Origin of the sequence: Mycobacterium genavense ATCC 51234 (assembly GCF_000526915.1) — a bacterium.
Taxonomy (GTDB): Bacteria; Actinomycetota; Actinomycetes; order Mycobacteriales; family Mycobacteriaceae; genus Mycobacterium; species Mycobacterium genavense.
In genome coordinates this window covers 126,032-145,848 of record NZ_JAGZ01000004.1, presented here as the reverse complement: position 1 = coordinate 145,848, position 19,817 = coordinate 126,032, and the positions used below count along the sequence as shown (strand labels likewise).

General features: G+C 67.4%; 14 protein-coding genes and 3 pseudogenes. 4 read left to right on the top strand and 13 right to left on the bottom strand.

Features of this window, described 5'->3' with window-relative positions:
* Nucleotides 1-26: 26 nt before the first annotated feature.
* The 11 genes from T428_RS0111015 to T428_RS0110960 form a co-directional block, all read right to left on the bottom strand.
* The gene (locus T428_RS0111015) at nt 27-911 is read right to left on the bottom strand and encodes an ESX secretion-associated protein EspG (RefSeq protein ID WP_025736524.1); all 885 of its coding nucleotides are present in this window, start codon (nt 909-911) and stop codon (nt 27-29) included.
* A gap of 10 nt (nt 912-921) precedes the next feature.
* A complete protein-coding gene (locus T428_RS0111010; protein WP_025736523.1) occupies nt 922-1,212 on the bottom strand; it encodes a WXG100 family type VII secretion target in 291 nt (96 codons plus the stop codon).
* Nucleotides 1,213-1,244: 32 nt separating this feature from the next.
* On the bottom strand, nt 1,245-1,538 hold the full coding sequence (locus T428_RS0111005; RefSeq protein WP_025736522.1) for a WXG100 family type VII secretion target: 294 nt from the start codon (nt 1,536-1,538) through the stop codon (nt 1,245-1,247).
* A gap of 48 nt (nt 1,539-1,586) precedes the next feature.
* Nucleotides 1,587-3,095 carry a PPE family protein gene (locus T428_RS0111000; RefSeq protein ID WP_025736521.1) on the bottom strand — a complete coding sequence of 503 codons (1,509 nt, stop codon included), beginning with the start codon at nt 3,093-3,095 and terminating at the stop codon, nt 1,587-1,589.
* Between the two features lie 2 nt (nt 3,096-3,097).
* Nucleotides 3,098-3,406 (bottom strand): PE family protein, encoded by a 309-nt coding sequence (locus T428_RS0110995; RefSeq protein WP_025736520.1) that lies wholly within the window; start codon nt 3,404-3,406, stop codon nt 3,098-3,100.
* Nucleotides 3,407-3,440: 34 nt separating this feature from the next.
* The gene (locus tag T428_RS0110990) at nt 3,441-7,409 is read right to left on the bottom strand and encodes a type VII secretion protein EccC (protein WP_025736519.1); all 3,969 of its coding nucleotides are present in this window, start codon (nt 7,407-7,409) and stop codon (nt 3,441-3,443) included.
* The gene (gene eccB / locus T428_RS0110985) at nt 7,406-9,007 is read right to left on the bottom strand and encodes a type VII secretion protein EccB (RefSeq protein WP_025736518.1); all 1,602 of its coding nucleotides are present in this window, start codon (nt 9,005-9,007) and stop codon (nt 7,406-7,408) included. Before eccB ends, T428_RS0110990 begins: the two co-directional genes overlap by 4 nt.
* A complete protein-coding gene (gene eccA, locus T428_RS0110980; RefSeq protein WP_025736517.1) occupies nt 9,004-10,836 on the bottom strand; it encodes a type VII secretion AAA-ATPase EccA in 1,833 nt (610 codons plus the stop codon). The genes eccB and eccA overlap by 4 nt, the downstream gene beginning before the upstream one ends.
* Nucleotides 10,837-11,516: 680 nt before the next feature.
* Nucleotides 11,517-12,422 (bottom strand): class I SAM-dependent methyltransferase, encoded by a 906-nt coding sequence (locus T428_RS0110975; protein ID WP_025736516.1) that lies wholly within the window; start codon nt 12,420-12,422, stop codon nt 11,517-11,519.
* A 126-nt stretch (nt 12,423-12,548) separates the two neighbouring features.
* The gene (locus T428_RS0110970; protein WP_025736515.1) at nt 12,549-14,129 is read right to left on the bottom strand and encodes a PPE family protein; all 1,581 of its coding nucleotides are present in this window, start codon (nt 14,127-14,129) and stop codon (nt 12,549-12,551) included.
* A 152-nt stretch (nt 14,130-14,281) separates the two neighbouring features.
* Nucleotides 14,282-15,190, bottom strand: a complete 909-nt coding sequence (locus tag T428_RS0110960; RefSeq protein ID WP_025736514.1) for an oxygenase MpaB family protein — start codon at nt 15,188-15,190, stop codon at nt 14,282-14,284.
* 82 nt (nt 15,191-15,272) lie between these two features.
* Here T428_RS0110960 and T428_RS0110955 point away from each other — a divergent pair, with 82 nt between their 5' ends.
* On the top strand, nt 15,273-15,977 hold the full coding sequence (locus T428_RS0110955; RefSeq protein WP_025736513.1) for a TetR/AcrR family transcriptional regulator: 705 nt from the start codon (nt 15,273-15,275) through the stop codon (nt 15,975-15,977).
* On the opposite strand, the gene T428_RS0110950 is transcribed toward T428_RS0110955, so the two are convergent.
* A complete protein-coding gene (locus T428_RS0110950) occupies nt 15,910-16,458 on the bottom strand; it encodes a hypothetical protein (protein ID WP_025736512.1) in 549 nt (182 codons plus the stop codon). The two genes, T428_RS0110955 and T428_RS0110950, sit on opposite strands and share 68 nt — an antisense overlap.
* Before the next feature lie 33 nt (nt 16,459-16,491).
* Nucleotides 16,492-17,093, bottom strand: a pseudogene (locus tag T428_RS27265) (VOC family protein).
* 180 nt (nt 17,094-17,273) lie between these two features.
* Between T428_RS27265 and T428_RS0110940 the strand changes: the two are divergent.
* The 3 genes and pseudogenes from T428_RS0110940 (at nt 17,274) to T428_RS27255 (ending at nt 19,801) form a co-directional block, all read left to right on the top strand.
* Nucleotides 17,274-17,855, top strand: coding sequence for a TetR/AcrR family transcriptional regulator (locus T428_RS0110940; protein WP_051465224.1), 582 nt, complete (start codon nt 17,274-17,276; stop codon nt 17,853-17,855).
* Between the two features lies 1 nt (nt 17,856).
* Nucleotides 17,857-18,859: pseudogene (locus T428_RS27260) on the top strand (alpha/beta hydrolase family protein).
* Nucleotides 18,850-19,801 (top strand): annotated as a pseudogene (locus T428_RS27255) (2-hydroxyacid dehydrogenase). Before T428_RS27260 ends, T428_RS27255 begins: the two co-directional pseudogenes overlap by 10 nt.
* Nucleotides 19,802-19,817: the final 16 nt, after the last annotated feature.

Sequence of the window (19,817 nt, the reverse complement as noted above, 5' to 3'; positions counted from 1 at the left end):
GTGTTCTCTCTCTATCTCGTTGTGATTTAGGCGTATTGGGTGGACAAGTCTCGGGACAGCCGCTGATTGGGGAACCAGCGGCCGTCGGGCAGGCAGGCGGTCAAGTGCTCGATCGCCACGGCTATCGCGAACGGGGTTCCCGGACCGAACGTCGAGACCCATTCGCCGTCGAACGCGCGGGACGGGCTGACCAGGATCCGGCCCGCGGTGGTGTCGACGATGCTCATTCCGACTTCGGTGGTGGCATGCTGCCCGTCGCGACGGCAGCCGGCGACAACCTCGACGTACGCACGCGGACCGGTGAAAACGGATTCCACCACCGGGCGTGCCGATTGCGGAATACACAGGTAGTCAAGGACTTCGGCCAACGGCGCACCGGCGCGCAGCCGCTCGTCGGCCCGGGCTCCCACGCGCGCCGGCATGCTGAATTCCGCGAATTGCGCGGGCGGACGTTGGCCCAAACCCACACCGAGGACGGGAACCAGTGCCCGGGCATCGTCGATGTTCATGGCGGTAAACGTGACCAGCTGAGCGCTGCGTAACGCGACGACGGTCATCGAAGACCGGCCGGTGGTGCCGGCGCGCCGCGCGACCACTCCGCGCAGCAATTCGCCGGCACCGCTGGCCGAACCCACGTAGCGCAAATCCAGCCATTGGTCGGGAAAACACACCAACTTGATCCAGGCGGCGACCGCCGGATTCACTCGTCCCGTTTCGGACCCGTCGGGCTCGATCAGACCCATCCGGGTCAACTCGTCCTTCTGCTCTTGGAAGAACGCGTCACGTTCCGCGGCGTCACGGTAGGGCGTGGTGATCGCCAAAACCCACGGGAAGCTACCTGCTCCAATGGTTTCGGCGATGAACCACGCGTTTTCGACCGTCAGCTCGACGGCGTTGGGCTCGACACTCATCGAGGGTGGACTAGCCGCCCCACTTGGCGGCTTCGGCCGTGTCGCGGGCAAACATCGCCAGGGTGTTGTTTTCGTGCGTGCTCGCCATCGCCTGGTAAGAGCGCACCAAGGCCTCCATGGCCTGGTTCCACTGGGCCTGCCAGACCTGGTAGGTCATCCCGGTGTCACCCTGCCAGGCGTTCTGCAGTGCCGCCTGCTCGGTGGCGATGTCGGCGCCGAGACCCTGCATGGTGCCGGCGTAGCCCGACATGTCGGCGGCGTGGCTCAGCATCGCCGGGTAGTTGTACATAATCTGCGACATCTCAAGTCCTTTCGCGGTCGGTGGTGGTCAACTCAGAACGAGGTGTAGCCGGACGCGGCCGCGGCATCAGCGGCTACATAGGTGCCCGCGGCGTCGCCGAGATTGGCCTGGGCGATGTCCAACAGGGTGTTAATCCGCGCGGCCATCTCCACGAACCGGGCGTGTGCGGCCTGGAACGCCGCCGAGGACTCGCCCTGGTGGAACGCCTGGGCGGCCATCGCTTCCTGCTCGGCACCCTGGATGGTGCTGCGCATCAGGGCCGCCTTGGCGCTGAACGCCGATTGCGAGGCCACCAACTGCGGAATGTGTGCATCCAGAAGACTCATAGCGTTTCCTTTCTCTTCTGTCCCTTACGATTTCGTCTCTTCTGTCCCTTACGATTTCGATGTTTGGCTGACATATCTAGTTGTCTTTGCCCCTCCCCCCGCTTCATCGTGCTCGCCGTCGCGGTCCCAGGTTCCCGGCACCATCGGCATCCGCGGGCCGCTGCCGTACTCGTCGCCGGCCAGCTCGGCCAATCCCGAGGCGTGCAGATCCGTGTCTTTGCGCGCGGTTCCGGCAAACCCCAACCGCCCGGCTCCACTTCCCGAAGCCATCGCGGCTGCCATCAGCTCCTCTTCGTTGGCACCCCAGTCGGGGTCGACATCGACATTCATGTCGAGGAATTCGTCGCCGTGATCCCGCATGGCGGCGCGTCGGCGCCGCCATGCGGCGGCGGCCCGGCCCGGTACCGCCGCGGCGGCCGCCGGGATGGTGGCGGCCGGCGCCTTGATCCCGCTGCGGCCGCCCAGTGTGGGCCCGAAACCGGTTTCCGGATCGGCGCCCAGGGCCACCGCGTAGCCGAAGGTCCCCGCGGCCGGCGCCGGTGCGGGAGCGGCGGGCGCGCTGGCAGCCGGGGCCGGCGCGGACGAGGGAGCCGAAGCGGACGCCGGCGCCGGTGGGGTCATGACCGCCGCCGTTGGCATCGAGGGATTTTGGGAGGGCAGAACCGGCGGCACCGCCACCGCGCCGGGAACCTCGGGCAGTTCCGCGGGACTCTGCAAGTACAGGTAGGCGCCGATGCCGATGACCAACGGGATCACGAACGGTGCGCTCAAGATCGCGCCCCAGGTGGGCCAGCCAAGCAGGTTGGTGACCAGCTGGTAGGCGAGGAAGAACAGCAGTGGCCCATTGGCCACCAGGAAGCCGGGCAGATCCCGCATCAGGTTCGAGATGAAGTCCTGCAAATTCTGGAAGAGATTCTGGAAGAACTGCTGCAGCTGCCACAGCAAATTGTCGATCCAGTTGCCCAAGGTGGATTCACTCTGCTGGGCCGACGTCGCGAAGTTGTTGGATTCGGCCCCGGTCCGCAGCACGTTGGGAGCGGGGTCGGTCTGCGGCGTCGCGGCCAGCGCCGTATCGGAGACAACCTGATAGGTGCTCATCGTGGTGGCGGCCTGGACCCACATCCGGGCGTAGTCAGCCTCGTTGCCCGCGATCGGACTGGTGTTGATCCCAAAGAAATTCGTCGCGACGAGTACACCGTGGATGGTGTGGTTGGCGGCGAGCTCCGCCAGTGTCGGCATGGCGGCCAGGGCGCCGGTGTAGGCCGCCGCGGCGACCTCGTGCTGGGCGGCCACGCCCGCGCTGTCGGCACTGGCCTGCATCAGCCACGCCAGATATGGGATGTGCGCGGCCGCATACTGCTCGGCGCTGGGCCCTTCCCATGCCCCCGCCTGTACTTCTGCCAGCAGCCCACTGAGTTCGGCTGGCGCCTCGGCGTATTCGGCGCTGAGCGAGGTCCAGGCACCGGCGGCCGCCAGCAGCGGCCCCGGCCCCGGTCTCATGGTCAGCAACGCCGAATGCACCTCCGGCGGAGAAGCCATCCAGATAGGCGCCGTCATACTCAGCCGCCCGCCACTCCGTACGTGGCGGCCGCCGCGGCGTCACCCGCGAGATAGCTTGCCCCGCCTTCGCCCACGCCGACACCGGCGCGGCCCAGCTCCTCGACGCCCTCGGCGGCCACCGCCGTGTGCATCTGGCCCTGGGCGCTGAACCCAGCGGCCGTCGTCAGCGACACCGGGTCCGCGGCGGGCGGCACCACGGCGGTGATCGCCGGAGCAGCCGCCGCGTGTGCGCTTGCCAACCGCGCGGTCAGCGCCTCCACCGCCGCACTGGTGGCCGCCAGGCCTTCAGGTACAACTCGCAACGTCATCGTGACTCCTTTTGTTGCGCTTCACTAATCACCATCAGTGGGCGAAACCTTCGTCGGCTCCTCCTACCACAGATTCGCCAACCAACGGGTTGACCAACTGCACGTACGTCGGGCTTTCGCTGTCTCCCAACAGGATTGCCCGTCCGGCAGGCAACCGGCCAAATCGCTCGCCGCGGATCTTGCCGCTGTCCTGCGGGTTACCCGCCAGCATCAACGTGGTTGCCTGCAAGTCGTTGAAGCGGCGCAGCAACGGGTTTGTCATCAGCGCATGCCCCGACCCCGTGGCCCGCGCCGTCACGATCACCCGCAGCCCCAGATCGGCGGCCTGGCTCAGCTCCGGAATCAGACTGGCCCATGGCCGCTGCCCGATGTACGGGCCACTCATCGCCGGCGTGTCCGGAATCTGGTCGACGTCGTCGATGATCAGGTAGTGGGTGTGGCCCTGGTAGCTCCACCGGGCCAACTCCGCGGCCGACAAACCGGCCGGCGGGCGGCGCGACGCGATGATGTTGGACAGCCCGAGCATCGCGGGGATGATCCGGTCGATGTTGGCGGTGTACTCGTTGTCTGCGAAGAGCGGTTCCTCGACGAGATGCAGCCGCCGGTCCAGCACCGTGAACACCACCTCATCCGACGTGGAGTGGTCGCGGATGGTGCGAATGATGTGGCGCAGCAACGTGGTTTTACCCGCCTTGGCGTCGCCGAACACCATCAGCAAGGGGTTCGCGGCGAAGTCGAGCACGACCGGCGCCAGGTCCTCTTCGCGCTGGCCGATGACGACCTGTTCGGGTCCGCGATACAGCGGCCCGAGCGCATCCGGAGCCAGATTGGTCGGCAGCAGCCGAACCGGCGGTGCGGCCACACCCGGGTAGCGGGCATTGATCGCGGCGATCCGGTCCAGCTCGGGTGCCGCGAACAGGAAGTGCTCGGCGGCCATGGTCAACCCGCGACCCGGCTGGTCGGCCGGCACGGTGTCGGCCGGGCGGCGCAGCGCCCCGACCACCCGCACGTTGCTGTCCCGCGCGTCGTGCAGCTTGAGCTCGAGACGCAGGCCGAGGCCGTCACGCATCGCCAATGGCACCTCCAGCCAGCTCGGGGTGGTGATGATCACGTGGATGCCGTAGGCGAGACCGACGTTGACGAGCTCGGTCACCTTGGCCAGCAACGGGTTACGCGTGTTGAACTGGTCGGTGTTGTCCCGGGCGAAGGCGTACAGGTTGTCGATGACCAGGAACACCTCCCCGAAGCCGTCGTCGTGCGTCAGGCTCTGCTTGTCCCGGAACGCCTCGCGCTGCTGACGAGACAGCAGCAGTTGCTCGAGCTCGCCGAAGGTGCGGCGAATGCGCTCGGGCTCCAGCGGTGAGGCCACACTGCCGACGTGCGCCAGGTCCTCCACCGCACGCAGCTGGCCGCCGCCGTAGTCCAGGCAATAGAAGGTGACGTCACGCGGCGAGTGCAGGCTGGCCGCGGACAAGATAAATGTCTGCAGCGCAGACGATTTGCCGGACTTGGCGCCGCCGTGGATCACCATGTTGCCGGACGCCGAGGTGGCGTCGAACAACAACGGGTCGCGGCGCATCTCGAATGGCTTGTCGATCTCACCGAGCGGCCAGCGCCATTGCCGCTCCGGCACCCCGGCGTGCTCGAGCACCGTGGTCAACGGGATCGGCTCGTCCAGCGGCGGCAGCCACAGCTGCGGTGCCCGCGGCCCGAAGCGCGCCAGTTGCTCGCCGATGGTGGCGATCAGCTTGCGCGGCGGGCCGGCCAACTCGTCCTGATCCGCTCCGGTGATCACCGTGCCCTGATCGGGCTCCACTCGCCCGGCTGTGAACAGCTTGGGCTGCGGAACAGACTGAACCACAAGGGTTTTCGCGGTCCGCGGCGGCTCGTAGATACCGTCGACGTAGGTGCTGCGGAATTTGATCGGGGCGGCACCGGGCGCGGGCACCAGGAAGCCGACGCCCTTGTGCTCCTTGCCCGACTCGATGTGGTACGCGTCGTCGACGCCGATGATCTGGCGAGAAACGCTGGGACTGGCCACCTTCAACCCGATGCGGTAGGACGTGTTCTTGTCGATGTCCTTGATCTTGCCGACATCCAGCGTCTGCGACGCGAACAGGATGTGGATGCGGAACGAGCGGCCCTTACGCGCCACGTAGTCGAACAGCTCCGCGTACTCCGGATAGTCGGCCAGCATCAGCGTGAACTCGTCGGCGACCACGAACAGCGTCGGGATCGGGGGCAGGTCATGCCCAGCGGCTATGGCGTTCTCGTATTCGACCACCGAGTTGAACGCGCTGCCCTGCACCCGGCGGCCGGCCTCGCGCAGCAAGGTCTCACGACGAGCGACCTCGCCACGCAGCGTGTCGGCGAACCGGTCGGCCAGCGACTTCTTCTCGGCCATGTTCGAGATCACCGCGACCACCTGCGGGAAGTCCCGGAAGCTATCGGCGCCGGCCTCACCCTTGAAGTCGGCGTAGATCACGATCAGCCGGTCAGCCGAGTGGGTTGTCAACAGTGACAACAGAATCGACATCAGGGTCTGCGACTTGCCCGACCCGGTCATGCCGATCATCAAGCCGTGCGGACCCATCCCGCCCTCGACTTCGTCCTTGAGGTCGAAGTACAGCGGCTCGCCGGTCGCGGTGACCCCGATCGGCACCCGCAACTCGTCGTCGCGGCGACGCGGCCCCCACAACGTCGGCACGTCCAGCCGCGACGCGTCCGGAATGCCCAGCAGCGTGGTGAAGGTGGGACCCCGGGTAGCCGCCGAACGCAGGCCGGTGTAGGTGGGGTTGGAATCCCAGCGGGACAACTGCCGGGCCAGGTGCGCCGCCTCGTCGGCGCCGAGCGCGTCGGCGTTGTCGATGAAGGGCTGCCAGCCGCCGGTCTGCCAGCGCTGGATGGCCCCGTCGGCGATGCGCAGGATCGGCTTTTCCGGATCCGAATACTGTTCGCGGTGAGGCGATGTCGTGCTGCGATGCACGACGGTCACGCCGGCCCGGCCGATCGCCAGCGCCGAGGCGTTCACGTCGTAGTCGGGGTCGTCGACGACGATCAGCAGGTGCCGCAACGCGTCGGCCGGGCCGCCGGTGAACGCCGGCCGGTCGGCCAGCGCCGGTCCCAGCAGCGCGATCAGTTCATCGACGTTGTTGGACACGAAGCGGGCCGGCCCGACGCCGTCGACCCCGCCGGGAATGTCGATGTGGGGCAACCACTTCAGCCACGACCAGTCACGGTTCTCCGGATCGCGGGTAGCCAGCGCCACCCCCAGCACCGTCGGGTCGTGCCAGGTGACGGCCTGAGCGACCCAGGCGCGCAGCGCACCTTGCACCTCGTCGGTGTCACCGAGGACGGTGACCCGGGAGACCTTGCCCAGGTCGATGCCGGTCGGCACATCGCGCACCGTGCGCTGGGTGTCGAGCAGGCTGCGTAATGCGCTGTGCGACACGGGTTCCAGATCGATTTCGTCGGCGGTGTCGGCGACCCGCACCGCGGTGGCCAGCGGAACCTGGTGACGCCCGCCGCGCAGCACCAAGAAGTCGGGATCGTGCGGGTCGCGTTCCCACTGGCGGCGGGATCCGGGCACCGTTGCCAGTGCCGACGGCTCGGGATGCGACCACTGCGCCGCGGCGCGCTGCTGGGCTGCCTGGGTGCGGATGTTGTCCCGAACCACCGACAGGTAGCGCAGGTAGTCGGCGCGTTCGGCGTCGACCTCCTCGGTGCGCATCTTGTTGTCGTTGCCGCGATAGAGCGCGGTTGCGGCCAGCAGCAACACGAACGGGAAGAACAGCGTCTGCGGCGAGATCACCCGCATCCCGGTGGCGACCAGCGCCACGATCATGCCGACGATCAGGATCACCAGCACGTAGGGCATGGCACGGCGCAGGAACGACGGCGGAATCACCCGGGGCAGCTCGGGGGGCGCCTCGATGGTGATGGTGCCCTGGCGGATGCTCGGCGGCGCCAGGCGTCGGCGGGCTACGAAGATCAGTCGGCTCATCGGGGTCCTCCTTCGGGCCGACACCGGACGTCCGGCTTGCTGTCGGGCGCCAGGCCGTCGTGGGCAAGTAACGCGTCGGCGCGCGAGAGCGTCGGGCCCGTCGCGAACAGCGACAGCATCGACCAGGGAATGGGAACGGGGGGTGGTGTCAAGCCAAGGGCCTCAACAGTTTTGCCGTGTCCGGCGTTCTCGGTTTCGTTGTCGATGCCGTAGCGAACTCCGGTGTCGGACACCCAGAACAGCGCGCCGGCACCCGGCGAGGTGGCGCCGCCACCGACACTCTGGGCGAAGTAGCCGGTGCCCGGTGCCAGGGCGACTCGGGTGGCGATCCCTTGGGTGCCGCCACCGATCAGGTTCACGGTGCGAACCGCGTCCGGCACCGGCAGCGCGGAACCGGCGAGCAGGCTCAACGAGCTGCTCGCGGCCCCGGCCGGCTTGCTCCAGTACGCGCAGGCGACGGGATTCTTGGCCGCGTCGACGAGGGTGACCTGGCGGTCGGGGAAGCGGGTGGTGTCCAGCGTCCGCGACACCGGGAGCTTGGCCACCTCGTCAGCGCCGAGCCGCGGGGGTTGGTCCAGGCCATGGGAATTGGTGTTACGCAAGACCGCGGCAAGCACCGGCGAGATCGGTTGCAGGCCATCCGGCAGCACCGCGTAGTAGCGCAGGTTGCCCGGGTCGACGCCATAGGACGTCACGACCGCGCCGATCGGCGCCGGGACCGGGTAGGCCGCCGGAGCGCCGGCATTCGGGATGGCCGGGGCGGAAAGCGAAGGCGCTTCGGGGATCGCGTTGAACAGCCCGGCAGCGATGGGCCGCGGTGCGGGCACGTCGGCACCCAACCCCAGCGCGTTGGTGATTGCGTGGTTGGCCAGGTCGACCTGGCTGCGCTTGCCGTTCCACAGCAGCCAGGTGCTGGTGCCCTTGTCGCCGGTGAACTCGACGAGGACCGCGTCAGCCGGGGCGATGGCGGCCGCACGTGTACCACCGCTGTCGGGGGTGCCGGCGATCACGGTGACGCCGGTGCTGTGCACGGCGTGCGAACCCTGGGCCGCCTCACTGACGGTGTCGCACACCGTCCAGTTCGCGTCACGAGATGTGTTCTGCACCATGCGTTCTGGTGCGCCCGGAATGCCGATCAGGTTTCCGCGCGGAAAGCGGTCCAGTTCACTGCTTTTCACCGTGGTCGGGTTGACCGGCTTGCCGGCGATCAGCCGGGCCGAGGTCAGGTTGAGCACCGGGTGCAGTTGGTCCCCGATCCGCACATACAGTGCGGCGGTGTCCCAATCGGCGAGCACCGCGTTGTTGCCCGCCTGACCGTTGGACCGGATCAGCGAGAACACGAAGCAACCCGCCAGGCCGGTGATCAGAATCAAGACACCCATCAGCACCGCACGCGACTGGGTGCGCAGCGGGTCGACCAGCATCCTGGTGTCGTGCAAGGCAATTCCGGAGGCGATGCGGCGCATCACGAAGCGCCAGCCGGTCACCTGGTGGCGGGTGACGAACCCGCGGCGGTAGACCACCTGGTCGGGATTGTCGTTCACGGGGGTACGCGAGGAAAACGAACGGCGTTCATCGGCCGGCTCCGGGGTCGTCATGACGGCACCGAGAGCCCCAGGCCGCGCAGCAGCGGCTCTACCGAATTACTGACATCTCGGTCGGTGATCGTCATCAGCTCCTCATCGGTGAACGGACCGGTTCCCGCCTGTTCGGAATGGTCTAACCGGTATTCGCGCTCCTCCTCGGAACGCTCGACGATGTTTCGGACGAAGCGGCCGTTACCCGCGATGTCCAGGCTGCGCCGTTCCACCCCGTTGGAGTCGGGCGTCGTGGCGGTCGCCAATTTCTCGAACAACTCGTCCATGTGGTCGAGCGCGGACTGCTCGAAAACGCTGTCACGCTGTTCGGCCATCTTGCGCGCGATCTCCACCAGCTCATGGGAGTTGTACGACGGGAAGGTGATGTTGCGGGTGAACCGCGACCGCAGACCCTCGTTGGTGTCCAGGAACTTGTCCAGATCCGCCCGGTAACCGGCGATGATCACCACCAGCCGGTCACGATCGTTTTCCATGCGGGCCAGCAGCGTGTCGATGGCCACCAGCCCGAAGTCGTTCTTGGCGCCGGTCGCGACCAGGGCGTAGGCCTCGTCGAGGAACAACACCCCGTCCAGTGCGCTGTCGATGATGGCGTTGGTCTTGGCCTCGGTCTCACCGATGTGCTGCCCGATCAGGTCGGCGCGGTGCACCTCGCGGATGTTTTCCTTCTTCAATAAGCCCAGACCGCAATAGATTTTGGCGACCACGCGCGCGATCGTGGTCTTACCGGTTCCGGGCGGTCCGGCGAACACCAGGTGGTGGGCGCGCTGGGCGACCTGCAGTCCGCGCTGCTTGCGCACCAGCTCCATGGCCACCGAGCTCTTGAGCCGCGAGACCTGGTTCTTCACCTCTTCCAACCCGATGAACTCGGCGAGCTGGCGCTCCGCCTCGTGCAGCAGCACGGACTTGCGTTCGTGGGCGGCGGGATCGACGAAATCCTCGGCGCTGGGCTCGGTTTCCGGATCCCACGGATCGGTGCGGGCCTCGATGCGGGCCGCATTGGTGGTCACGATCCCGAAACTGGTGTCGGTCAGGGCCTGTTCGACCTGCTCGTTCCCGGGATGCGCGGCATACAGGTCCTGCAGCACCTCGCTCGCCGACTCCTCGTCGACGTGCGCCCGCAGCACCAGCCCCTTGGCCAGTGTCCCGTCGACGGTGGCGACCTCGACCGGGCCTTCGGGTTCCTCGAGGTAGGACAGCGCGGGGGCGAACAAGCCCAGCCGGGCCAGCGCGGTGCCGAGGGCGATCCTGGCCGCGTGGGCGTACGCCGCGTCCAGCTCGGCGTCGTTGACGATCGGGGTCAGCAACTTGACGACGTCCGACCACCGCTCGGCGCGGTAGTTGATGACGACGGAGACCCAGCGCGCCTCACGCCAACTCGGGCGGCGCGCGGTGAGCCCGGCGACGATCTCATCGGCCTCGGCAAACCGCCCGGCCGTTGCCAGGGCCGCCGCGAAGGCGAGGTGGAATTCGTCGGGGCTGGCGGCGCGGAACTGTAGATACAGCCCGCTGTCGTAGCGGAAGCCCAGGGCGCCCGGCGCCAAGTCGACCTGTCGCTGCAGCACGCCCGCGGTGGCCGCGGTGCACGAAACCGCCTCGAGCGCGCGCAGCGATACGTCGCCGGCGGCCGCCAGTCCGGTCCATGCGTCGCACTGGTCGTGGGCGACGCGGGTCAACTCGGTGAAACCCGACCGTGCGGCCGGCAGGTCCGCGGGCCGCTTCCGGTCGTAGACCGCGATTCCCAGCGCTCGGCAACAGGTGGCGAACCGGCTCACTATGTCGCCGTCGACCTTGCTACTCCGTCCAGAAATCGTGGGTTGAGCTGCGAGCATGCCCGTATCACCGCGTTCTACGGCCAACTCTTTCCATCTAGGTAGTCTCCCCTAACCTAATTCGCCTGAAGTTAGCATTGCATAAGCTAACTGTCGAGGCGCTCGGCAGCCGTCTCCTCGTGACTTTTGCCCTCGTTCCGGCACCGCGACCGGGAGTCCCTTTGTCGATCATTCGCCCCGAGTTCACCCTTAGGTAGAAGTGCAAGGACATTGGCAGCCCACTGTCAGTGGCCGCTAAGCAGCCAACCTTACTGAAAATCGTTTTCATTAGCAATCCGCGGCGCACACCGGGATCCATCGCACGCCTGGGGACCCCAGCCGCCGCGCCCGTACGCCGCCGCGTGACGGGGTGCGACGCACCAGTCCTACCATGTTTCTGCGGAGGTATCCAGCAAATCCCCGACGGCAGCTGGGCCGGCACCCCACTCCGAACCGGTGCAGTCATGACAGCGACTCCTTCACCGATCGGAATACTCGAGCGACCGCCTGGGCCGGGGCGGCGCAACGAGCAGGCAAGAAGCTAGTCGGCTATTGGGCCGGAAAAGTTCCCGCTCGGGGTTTCGTGGCCGCCCAGGTCCCATCCACGACGGGGTTGGTCGCAAGCTCCGGCAGGGCCGACACGGCCGCCACCGCGCTGTTCGCGCTGGCCCGCATCAACCCGATGGAAAGGCTTTACCGCGTCATGCCCGGACGGCACTCACCAGGGTGTTGCGGGCGATCATCGGGCCGGCCTCGGTCTCCGGCCCGGGGACCGGGCGGCCGACCTGGCGCAGGTAGTCGGCCAACGGGGTACCGACCGCGTTCCAGCCGTGCGCGGCAAGCCATTCGGTGGCCGGGGCGTGTTGCTCGTTGTAGACCAACTGGAAAAACAGCCGCTTGTCGCCCTGGGCCGCGGCCGCACGCTCTTCGGCGACGGCGGCCTCGAATTCGTCGGGCTGCAGTGGTGCGCCGTCTTCGACGGCGACATGGCTACCGTGTCCAGCCAGGCCGTCGATGCCGGTGTACAGCTGCTCCTGCGCGGCGGCGGGTAGATAGATCAGCAAACCCTCGGCAATCCACGCCGACGGCTTGGCGGGGTCGAAGCCGCTGTCGCGCAACGCTTGTGGCCAGTCCTCGCGCAGATCGACGGCGATCTCCCGGCGCTCGGCGCGGGGCTGGTCGCCGTGGTCGGCGAGCACCTCACGCTTGAAATCGAGGACCTGGGGACGGTCCAGCTCGAAGATCGTCGTGGCGGCGGGCCAGTCCAGCCGGTAGGCGCGCGAGTCGAGTCCGGCCGCCAGCAGGACGACCTGCCGCACGCCGGCGTCGGCGGCCCGTAGGAAGTACTCGTCGAAGTACTTCGTGCGGGCGCCCTGGAAGTTGACGAAGTGATCGCCGAATTCGGCGCTCTTGAGCGGGTGGTCGGGTTCCTTTCCGTCCAGCACGTCCGCCGACGAGCCACCCGCGGCCCGGCAGAACATCTCCGCATACGGGTCGACGGCCAGCGGGTCGGGCTTTTGCGCCTCCAACGCCCGAGCGGTCGCTACAAAAAGCGCGGTCGAGCCGACGCTTGTCGTGATGTCCCAGGTGTCACCTTCGCTACGCACTCGACCGACACTACGCCGCCGCGCCGACACACCTTGTCCCCTGGGGCCAACCGATATCGGGCCCGCGCCAACCCCGGTTGCCATCGGTCGACGGCACGGTGAACCGCGGCCAACAGCAGCATTTCGCTAGCCATCGCCGCGGGTCTGGTCACCGGCCTTCCAACTGCCCGGCAGCATCGGCATGCGTGGCCCACCGCCGAATTCGTCCGCGGCCAAGGTGGTCAGACCCGCCGCGGCCGCGGCTTTTCTGCGTGTCGTGTCGGCGAACCCGAGGGTCCCCGCGCCTCGATCCGACGCCTCCGACACACGCCCATCCCAGTCCGGTTCGACGTCGACGTTCATGTCCATGAACTCGTCGCCGTAGTCGCGCTGCCGCGCCCTTCCCCGGCGTCGGGCCCGGGCCTGCTCTCGGGTGGCCGCCTCGGTCGCCGCGGCAGCCGAATCCGGTTCCGGCGCTTTTCTTTTCGCGCCCGCGACGACACTGGCGCTGATCCCGGAACCAAACCCGATGCCCGGTGGCGCGACAAAGTAGGGCGGGGTGAAACCGGGCCCGGCGGGAGGCGCCGCGGCCGGCGCGGCACTGGCCACGGCGCCGGCCGGGGGAGCCGGTGCGGACGCCGGTGCGGGCGCGGAAGCGGGTACCGGGGCCGCGATGGGTGTCGTGCCGAGCACCGCCGGCAGGTCGGGCACCGGCGGGACGGCCGGGGGAGCCGGGACGGCTAGCGGCGTCGGGGCGTGCGCCAGCCCCGCCAGCCCGGCCAAGCCGCCCAGCGCCCCGACCGGGGCGACCGCCAGGAGCAGCGGCACCGCCAGCAAGCCCGGCTGCGACCCTAACCAGCTCGCGATCTCGGCGATGTGAGTCGGCCAGTCCACCGACTCGAGGAACGCGAGGTATTCCCACGCCAGGGCCGGATTTGTCTGCAGGTACTGGCCGAACTGCTCGAAATCCTCCAGAAGTTCCAGCGCTCGAACCACCCAAAAGATCAGCTGTCCCGGGTTCGTGTATTCGTCGTACGGGATCCCGTTCACGGTGGCTTGGCCGGGATTCCAATCGATGCCGAACCACCGCAGGATCTGCGCGAGGAACTGGTTGAACCAGTTGTCGACCGTCGGGTCGGGGAACTCCTCGTCGTCCTCGTCCTGGTGGTCGTGATGGCCGGCGCCCTCGGATCTCAGGATCTGCGGTGCCGGGTCGGGCGGCGGAGTCGCCGCCAGCGCGGCATCGGAGACGGCCTGATAGGACGTCATCGTGGTGGCGGCCTGGACCCACATCCGCGCATAGTCGGCCTCGTTGACGGCGATCAGAATCGTATTGATGCCAAAGAAATTCGTCGCCATCAGCACGCCGTGGACGGCGTGGTTGGTGGCCAGCTCCGCCAGCGTCGGCATGGCCGCCAACGCCGCCGCATAGGCCGTGCCCGCCGTCTCATGCTGGGCCGCTGCGGCGGCGCTGCGTGCGCTGGCCCGCATCAGCCACGCCAGGTATGGGCCGTGCGCCGCCAGATAGCACTCGGCGCTGGGCCCCTGCCATGCGCCGGCGTTCGTCGACGCCAGCACCCCGCTGAGTTCTTCGGCGGCCGAGGCGTATTCGGCGCTCAACGAATCCCACGCCGCCGCGGCGGCAAACAGCGAAGCAGGCCCCGGCCCACTGCTTAGCAACGCCGAGTGGATCTCCGGCGGTGCGGCCATCCAAATCGGGGCGGTCATTGCCGAATATCCCCGCCGGGAATCGACGGGGTGTATGCGGCCTGCAACATCATCACCGGCAGCTCCTGGGCTGGAAACGCTGAAAGGTCGCCGAGGAGCTTACTGAAAATGATTGTCGTTATCAATGGGCGGCGCTGTCCGCGATGCGCGTGCTAGACCAACGGGCGCCCCGTCCGGATCCGGCGGTCCAGGTCCCAGAGCATCAGGTTGAACGGGAACTGCCGGATGATCCGCGGCAGCATGCGGTTCACGACGGCCAGGACCGACATCAGCCGGTCGAAGCGCCGCTGCTTGGCGGCATCCCACGGCAACCGCATCTCGTCGCGAAACCGTTGCGGCAGAAAGCCGGTGGTGATCAGCAGGTTGAAACTCTCCAATGGTTCCCGCACCCACCGCGGTAAGCGCACCCCACGCACCCGGGACATCGCGATCGGGTACAGGAACTCGCGGACGGTGTCATCGATGTGCACCTTGTCCAGCGACTCCTGCCAGTACTTGTCGAAGGCCGCCCGGTCGGCCGGCCACATCTCCGACGGCACCTGCAAGGTGGTACCCAGCGACATGCCTTCGCGATAAAGGCGATCGGCGTCCTCCTCCGGTATCTCGCCGATGAAGGTGCGATAGACGTCGATGCCGCCCTTGTAGATGCAGGCGGCCACCCACAGCTGCAATTCCGGGTCGAATGCGTTGTAGGCCACCGGGTCACCGGGCCTGGAGTAGACCTGGGCGTGCGACCGGTTCACCGCGCGGCGGTAGGCGGCCTGCTGCTCGGCGGTCCCGGCGTTGGCGACCGCGATGTAGGTGAAAGTGGTGCGCGCTCGCTTGATCGGATGGCGGTCGATTCGCCCGCTCTCGACGCGGCTTTCCGCCACGCCATGACCGACACCGGGCCGCGAGAGTTCCATGATCACGTTGGCCGGACCGGCCAGCAGCGCCACGCCCATCAGGCCGTAATCCTCGGCGATCCGACGTCGCCGGCGACTCGGCTGCGGGCGCGGCGGGTCGGAGATCGGACGCTCGACATGCGGAACGCGCTGGTGAACCGTGTCGTGAATCGTCATACGGAACCTCTTCACCGCTGGGTGCGCCAAATATGACAACGTCTGTTTCCTGATATTGTCGCTGCCGCGCGTCGGTGTCAAGATGGTGCTCATGGTGCAGACCCCTAGCGAGCGCCCCTACCGCGGCGTCGAGGCCGCGCGGCGGCTGGCCGAACGCCGGGGTCGATTGCTGGCCGCGGGCCTGGACCTGCTGGGCGCCAACGAGCACGATGTTTCGGCGGTGACGGTTCGGGCGGTCTGCGCCCGGGCCGGCCTGACGCCTCGCTATTTCTACGAAAGCTTCAGCGACCGAGACGGGTTCGTCGGCGCGGTCTTCGACTCGGTGATCGCCGACCTGGCCGCCACCACGCAGGCCGCGGTGACGGCGGTGCCGATATCCGAACAGTCCCGCGCCGGTATGGCCAACATCGTGCGGACCGTCGCCGAGGACCCGCGGGTCGGACGGCTGTTGTTCAGCACCCAACTCGCCGACGCCGTCATCGTGCGCAAACGCGCCGAATCCACCGCACTGTTCGCGATGCTGCTGGGCCAGCACGGCGGCGACATGCTGCGGATGCCGGCCAACGACAGCATGAAGGCCGGCGCGCACTTCGCGGTGGGCGGCGTCGGGCAGATGATCAGCGCCTGGCTGGTCGGCGACGTAGTGCTGGAACCCGACCAGCTCGTCGATCAGCTCGCCGTGCTGCTCGACGAGCTGGCCCGCCCGCGGCTGTACGGCGTCACGGGAACAACGGCAGCTGCCACAGCCGCATCCCGGGATCCAGGAGCCACAGCCGCAACATCGTGAGCCGCATGATGCGCTGCGCGCCGCGGATCATGAAAATCGCCAGCGGCACCTCGATGCCCAGCGCGGTCACCACCGACAGCCAGACATCGTCGCGTCCGGCGGTCATCAGGTCGAACCAGGCGTCGCAGATCAGCAGCACGCCGGAGGTGAAGGCCGCGAACAGCAGGACCTGACGACGGAAGTAACCGAAAACCGCTGTCGCCAGCATGAATCCGACCAGCAAGACGTCAAAGCCCACCCAGGTCGGCACCCAGTTGTGCGCGACGTAACTATCCGGCAGCGTCAGCGCCAGGTAGATGAGCCAGGGAATCATCGCGATGGAGCCGCCGATCATCAGGCCCAACCGGATTCGCCGTATCCGCGCTATCAGCGCCGGGTCGACCACTTCGGACAGCGGCGCCTCCAGCCGCATGATCAGGTCTCGCCGTTGCGCGGGTGTCAACGCCGCGATCTGCTCGTCGGTCAAGATGCCGTCCGTCATCGTGGACCCCCGGCTCGGCCACATTCTTGCCGACTAGGTTACGGCGTGCTCCCGGGGCCGCCGGTCGGCCGCCGTCTTTGGAACGGCCTGGGCATCGCCTTCGCCGAATTCCTTGACCCAGCAAGCGAACTCAAGCGTGATGCCGTCTGGGTCCTGAAAATAGAACGAGCGCACATAGACGCCGGGATGCACCGTCGCGGAAACCTGCATCTCGCTTTCGTCGTGGTTGAGTATCGGACCGACGCGTACGCCCTTGTCCTTGAGCCGCTGCCGGTAGGCGTCGAATTTCTCGGCCGGGACGTGAAAGGCCAGATGGTTCATCGTGCTTACGGCGCTGGTGATGTCCCCGATACCCGGGATGGCACCCGGTGACGAGATACCCGGCACCCGATCGGGTGCGTCGGCGAACCAGAAGAACGCGACACAGTCGCCGTTGCCGGCGTCGAAGAACCGTTGCCGGCGTCGAAGAAGAAGTGCTGTCCGGCACCGTTGGGTAGATCGAGCGATTTGATCAGCGGCATGCCGAGAATGTTGCTGTAGAAGTCCACGGTCCGCGCCATGTCGGAACACACCAGCGCAACATGATTGATCCCGCCAAGTTCGAATTCGCTGTTGGTGTTGTCGGGCTTGATCATGGTGTGGCTCCCCTAGATTCCAGGCGTTGGTCCTGGCCAATCCGTGAAACTGAATCTAACATCAGATTCAGTTCCGATCCAGGGAGGAACAGCAGGTGTCGATCGCGTCGGGAATCCGGCGGCCGGGCAGCCCGGACCACCGAATTCCCGACGCACCGCGGCCGGCGTACGCAGGCAGCGATCGACGCCGCCGCGCGAACAGTCGTGGCGCGCAAGGGAATCCTGGCGACGACGATTGCCGACATCGCCACGGAAGCCGGCCGTTCGGCGGCATCCTTTTACAACTACTACGACTTTTACAACTACTACGACTCGAAAGAGGCGATGGTCCGCCAATGGGCGCTGCGCTTCCGCGACGAAGCCAACGAGCGCGCCCGCTCGGTCACCGGACATGGCCTGTCCAACCGGGAACGCGCCCACGCGGCCGCCGCGGCGCATTGGCATACCTACCGCAATCGGCTCGCCGAGGTGATCAGCGTGTCCCAGCTGGCGATGGTCAACGACGACTTCGCCCAGTACTGGGCCGAGATCTGCGATATTCCAATCTCTTTCATCGCCGAGACAGTCCGGCGCGCCCAGGTTCAGGGGTATTGCCCGGACGACGATGCGCAGCTGATCGCCGAGGCGATCGTCGCGATGTTCAACCAGTTCTGCTACATCCAGCTCCGCCGGTCCGGCGACGACGAACTCGACGAGCAGGCCTGCATCCAAACTTTCGCCAACATCTACTACCGGGCGATCTACGCGAAGGAGGGTCAGTGAATTGACGCGCAGTGGCGGCAGTGCCCGGGTGGTCCGTGAGTTCGTCGGCCTACCGTCGCCCACCGCCGGGCGCGCCGGTGCGGGCGGGCATCCCTGCCAGGGGCTGTATCACCGCGGCGTGGGACGCAAGCCGAAGGTGGCCATGATCGCCACGCACTACCAGATCGACTTCTCGGAGCACTACCTCGCCGACTACATGGCCATTCGGGGCATCGGGTTTCTCGGCTGGAACACCCGGTTCCGCGGTTTCGAAAGCAACTTCCTGCTCGACCACGCGCTGGTCGACATCGGTGTGGGGGTGCGTTGGCTGCGAGAGGTTCAGGGCGTGGCTACCGTTGTGTTGCTGGGCAATTCGGGAGGTGGATCGTTGATGTCGGCCTACCAGTCACAGGCCGTCGACCCGAATGTGACTCCGCTGCCGGGGATGCGGCCGGCGGCCGGCCTGACCGATCTGCTGCCCGCCGATGGCTACGTCGCCACCGCGGCGCATCCCGGCCGCCCGGAGGTGCTGACCTCCTGGATGGACGCCGCCGTCGTCGACGAAAACGACCCGGTCGCCACCGACCCCGAATTCGACCTGTTCAACGAGGTCAACGGCCCGCCGTACCCGCCGGAGTTCCTTGCCCGCTACCGATCCCACCATCGAGCCCACCAAGCGCGCGCCCAACCGGTGTTACGCCGGGGTACCGGTCAAGGCCAACCGTTCCGCCCACGGCATCGCGGCGTCCTGCACGCTGCGCAACTGGTTGGGCATGTGGAGCCTGCGGCTGGCGTAAACCCGGGCCGAGCCGCACCTGGCCCGCATCACCTGCCCCGCCCTGGTGATCAACGCCGAGGCGGACACCGGCGTGTTTCCCTCTGACGCGCAACGCATCTACGACGCACTCGCCGGCACCGACAAGTCGCAGGTCTCGATCGACAGTGACCACTACTTCACCACCCCCGGCGCGCGCAGCGAGCAGGCGGATACCATCGCCAGGTGGATCAGCAAGCGGTGGCGCTGAGAGTTCTCGCCCACTTCGTTCCAGGTAAAAGAGTCCTCGATTTCCTTGCCGCCGAAGCAGATTGGCTCGACATTCGGTGGTGCGCCGACGACGACGGCTTCTACCGCGAATTGCCCGATGCCGAGGTGATTTGGCATGTACTACGTCCGTTGTCAGGCGCCGACCTGCAACGCGGCGAGCGGCTGCGGTTGGTGCACAAGCTCGGCGCCGGGGTGAACACCATCGACGTCGCCACCGCGACGGACCGCGGCATCGCGGTGGCCAACATGCCCGGCGCCAATGCGCCCTCGGTGGCCGAGGGAACCGTGTTGCTGATGCTGGCCGCGCTGCGCAGGCTGCCGGAGCTCGATCGCGCCACCCGGCAAGGGCGTGGCTGGCCGCTGGATCCCGAACTGGGCGAGACGGTCCGCGACATCGGCAGCTGCACCGTCGGCCTGGTGGGCTACGGCAATATCGCCAAGCGGGTGGCAGCCGTCGTCGGCGCCATGGGCGCCACCGTCGTGCACACCAGCACCCGCGACGACGGGCGGCCCGGCTGGCTACCGCTGCCCCAACTGTTGGCCACCAGCGACATCATCTCGCTGCACCTGCCGTTGACGGCGCAGACCCAATCATCTGCTCAACCGGGATGCGATTGCCTCGATGAAGCCGACCGCGGTGCTGGTCAACACGTCGCGCGGGGCGATCGTCGACGAGAACGCCCTGGCCGGTGCGCTGCGCGACGGGCGGCTGGCCGCCGCGGGTCTCGACGTTTTCGAGGCCGAGCCGGCGGCGGCCGACAACCCGCTGTTCGACCTGGACAACGTGGTGGCGACACCGCACGTGACCTGGTAAACCGCCGATACGATGCGGCGCTACCTCGTCGAAGCGGTGGCCAACTGCCGCCGGCTTCGCGACGGCGAGCCCCTGGCCAATATGGTCAACCAACCGACCGGTTATTAGATTGATGAGTGCTTGG

Excerpts from the sequence above, each read along its gene's own strand:
- T428_RS0111015 (WP_025736524.1), bottom strand. The coding sequence starts at position 911 with ATGAGTGTCGAGCCCAACGCCGTCGAGCTGACGGTCGAAAACGCGTGG.
- T428_RS0111010 (WP_025736523.1), bottom strand. The coding sequence starts at position 1,212 with ATGTCGCAGATTATGTACAACTACCCGGCGATGCTGAGCCACGCCGCC.
- T428_RS0111005 (WP_025736522.1), bottom strand. The coding sequence starts at position 1,538 with ATGAGTCTTCTGGATGCACACATTCCGCAGTTGGTGGCCTCGCAATCG.
- T428_RS0111000 (WP_025736521.1), bottom strand. The coding sequence starts at position 3,095 with ATGACGGCGCCTATCTGGATGGCTTCTCCGCCGGAGGTGCATTCGGCG.
- T428_RS0110995 (WP_025736520.1), bottom strand. The coding sequence starts at position 3,406 with ATGACGTTGCGAGTTGTACCTGAAGGCCTGGCGGCCACCAGTGCGGCG.
- T428_RS0110990 (WP_025736519.1), bottom strand. The coding sequence starts at position 7,409 with ATGAGCCGACTGATCTTCGTAGCCCGCCGACGCCTGGCGCCGCCGAGC.
- eccB (WP_025736518.1), bottom strand. The coding sequence starts at position 9,007 with ATGACGACCCCGGAGCCGGCCGATGAACGCCGTTCGTTTTCCTCGCGT.
- eccA (WP_025736517.1), bottom strand. The coding sequence starts at position 10,836 with ATGCTCGCAGCTCAACCCACGATTTCTGGACGGAGTAGCAAGGTCGAC.
- T428_RS0110970 (WP_025736515.1), bottom strand. The coding sequence starts at position 14,129 with ATGACCGCCCCGATTTGGATGGCCGCACCGCCGGAGATCCACTCGGCG.
- T428_RS0110960 (WP_025736514.1), bottom strand. The coding sequence starts at position 15,190 with ATGACGATTCACGACACGGTTCACCAGCGCGTTCCGCATGTCGAGCGT.
- T428_RS0110955 (WP_025736513.1), top strand. The coding sequence starts at position 15,273 with ATGGTGCTCATGGTGCAGACCCCTAGCGAGCGCCCCTACCGCGGCGTC.
- T428_RS0110950 (WP_025736512.1), bottom strand. The coding sequence starts at position 16,458 with ATGACGGACGGCATCTTGACCGACGAGCAGATCGCGGCGTTGACACCC.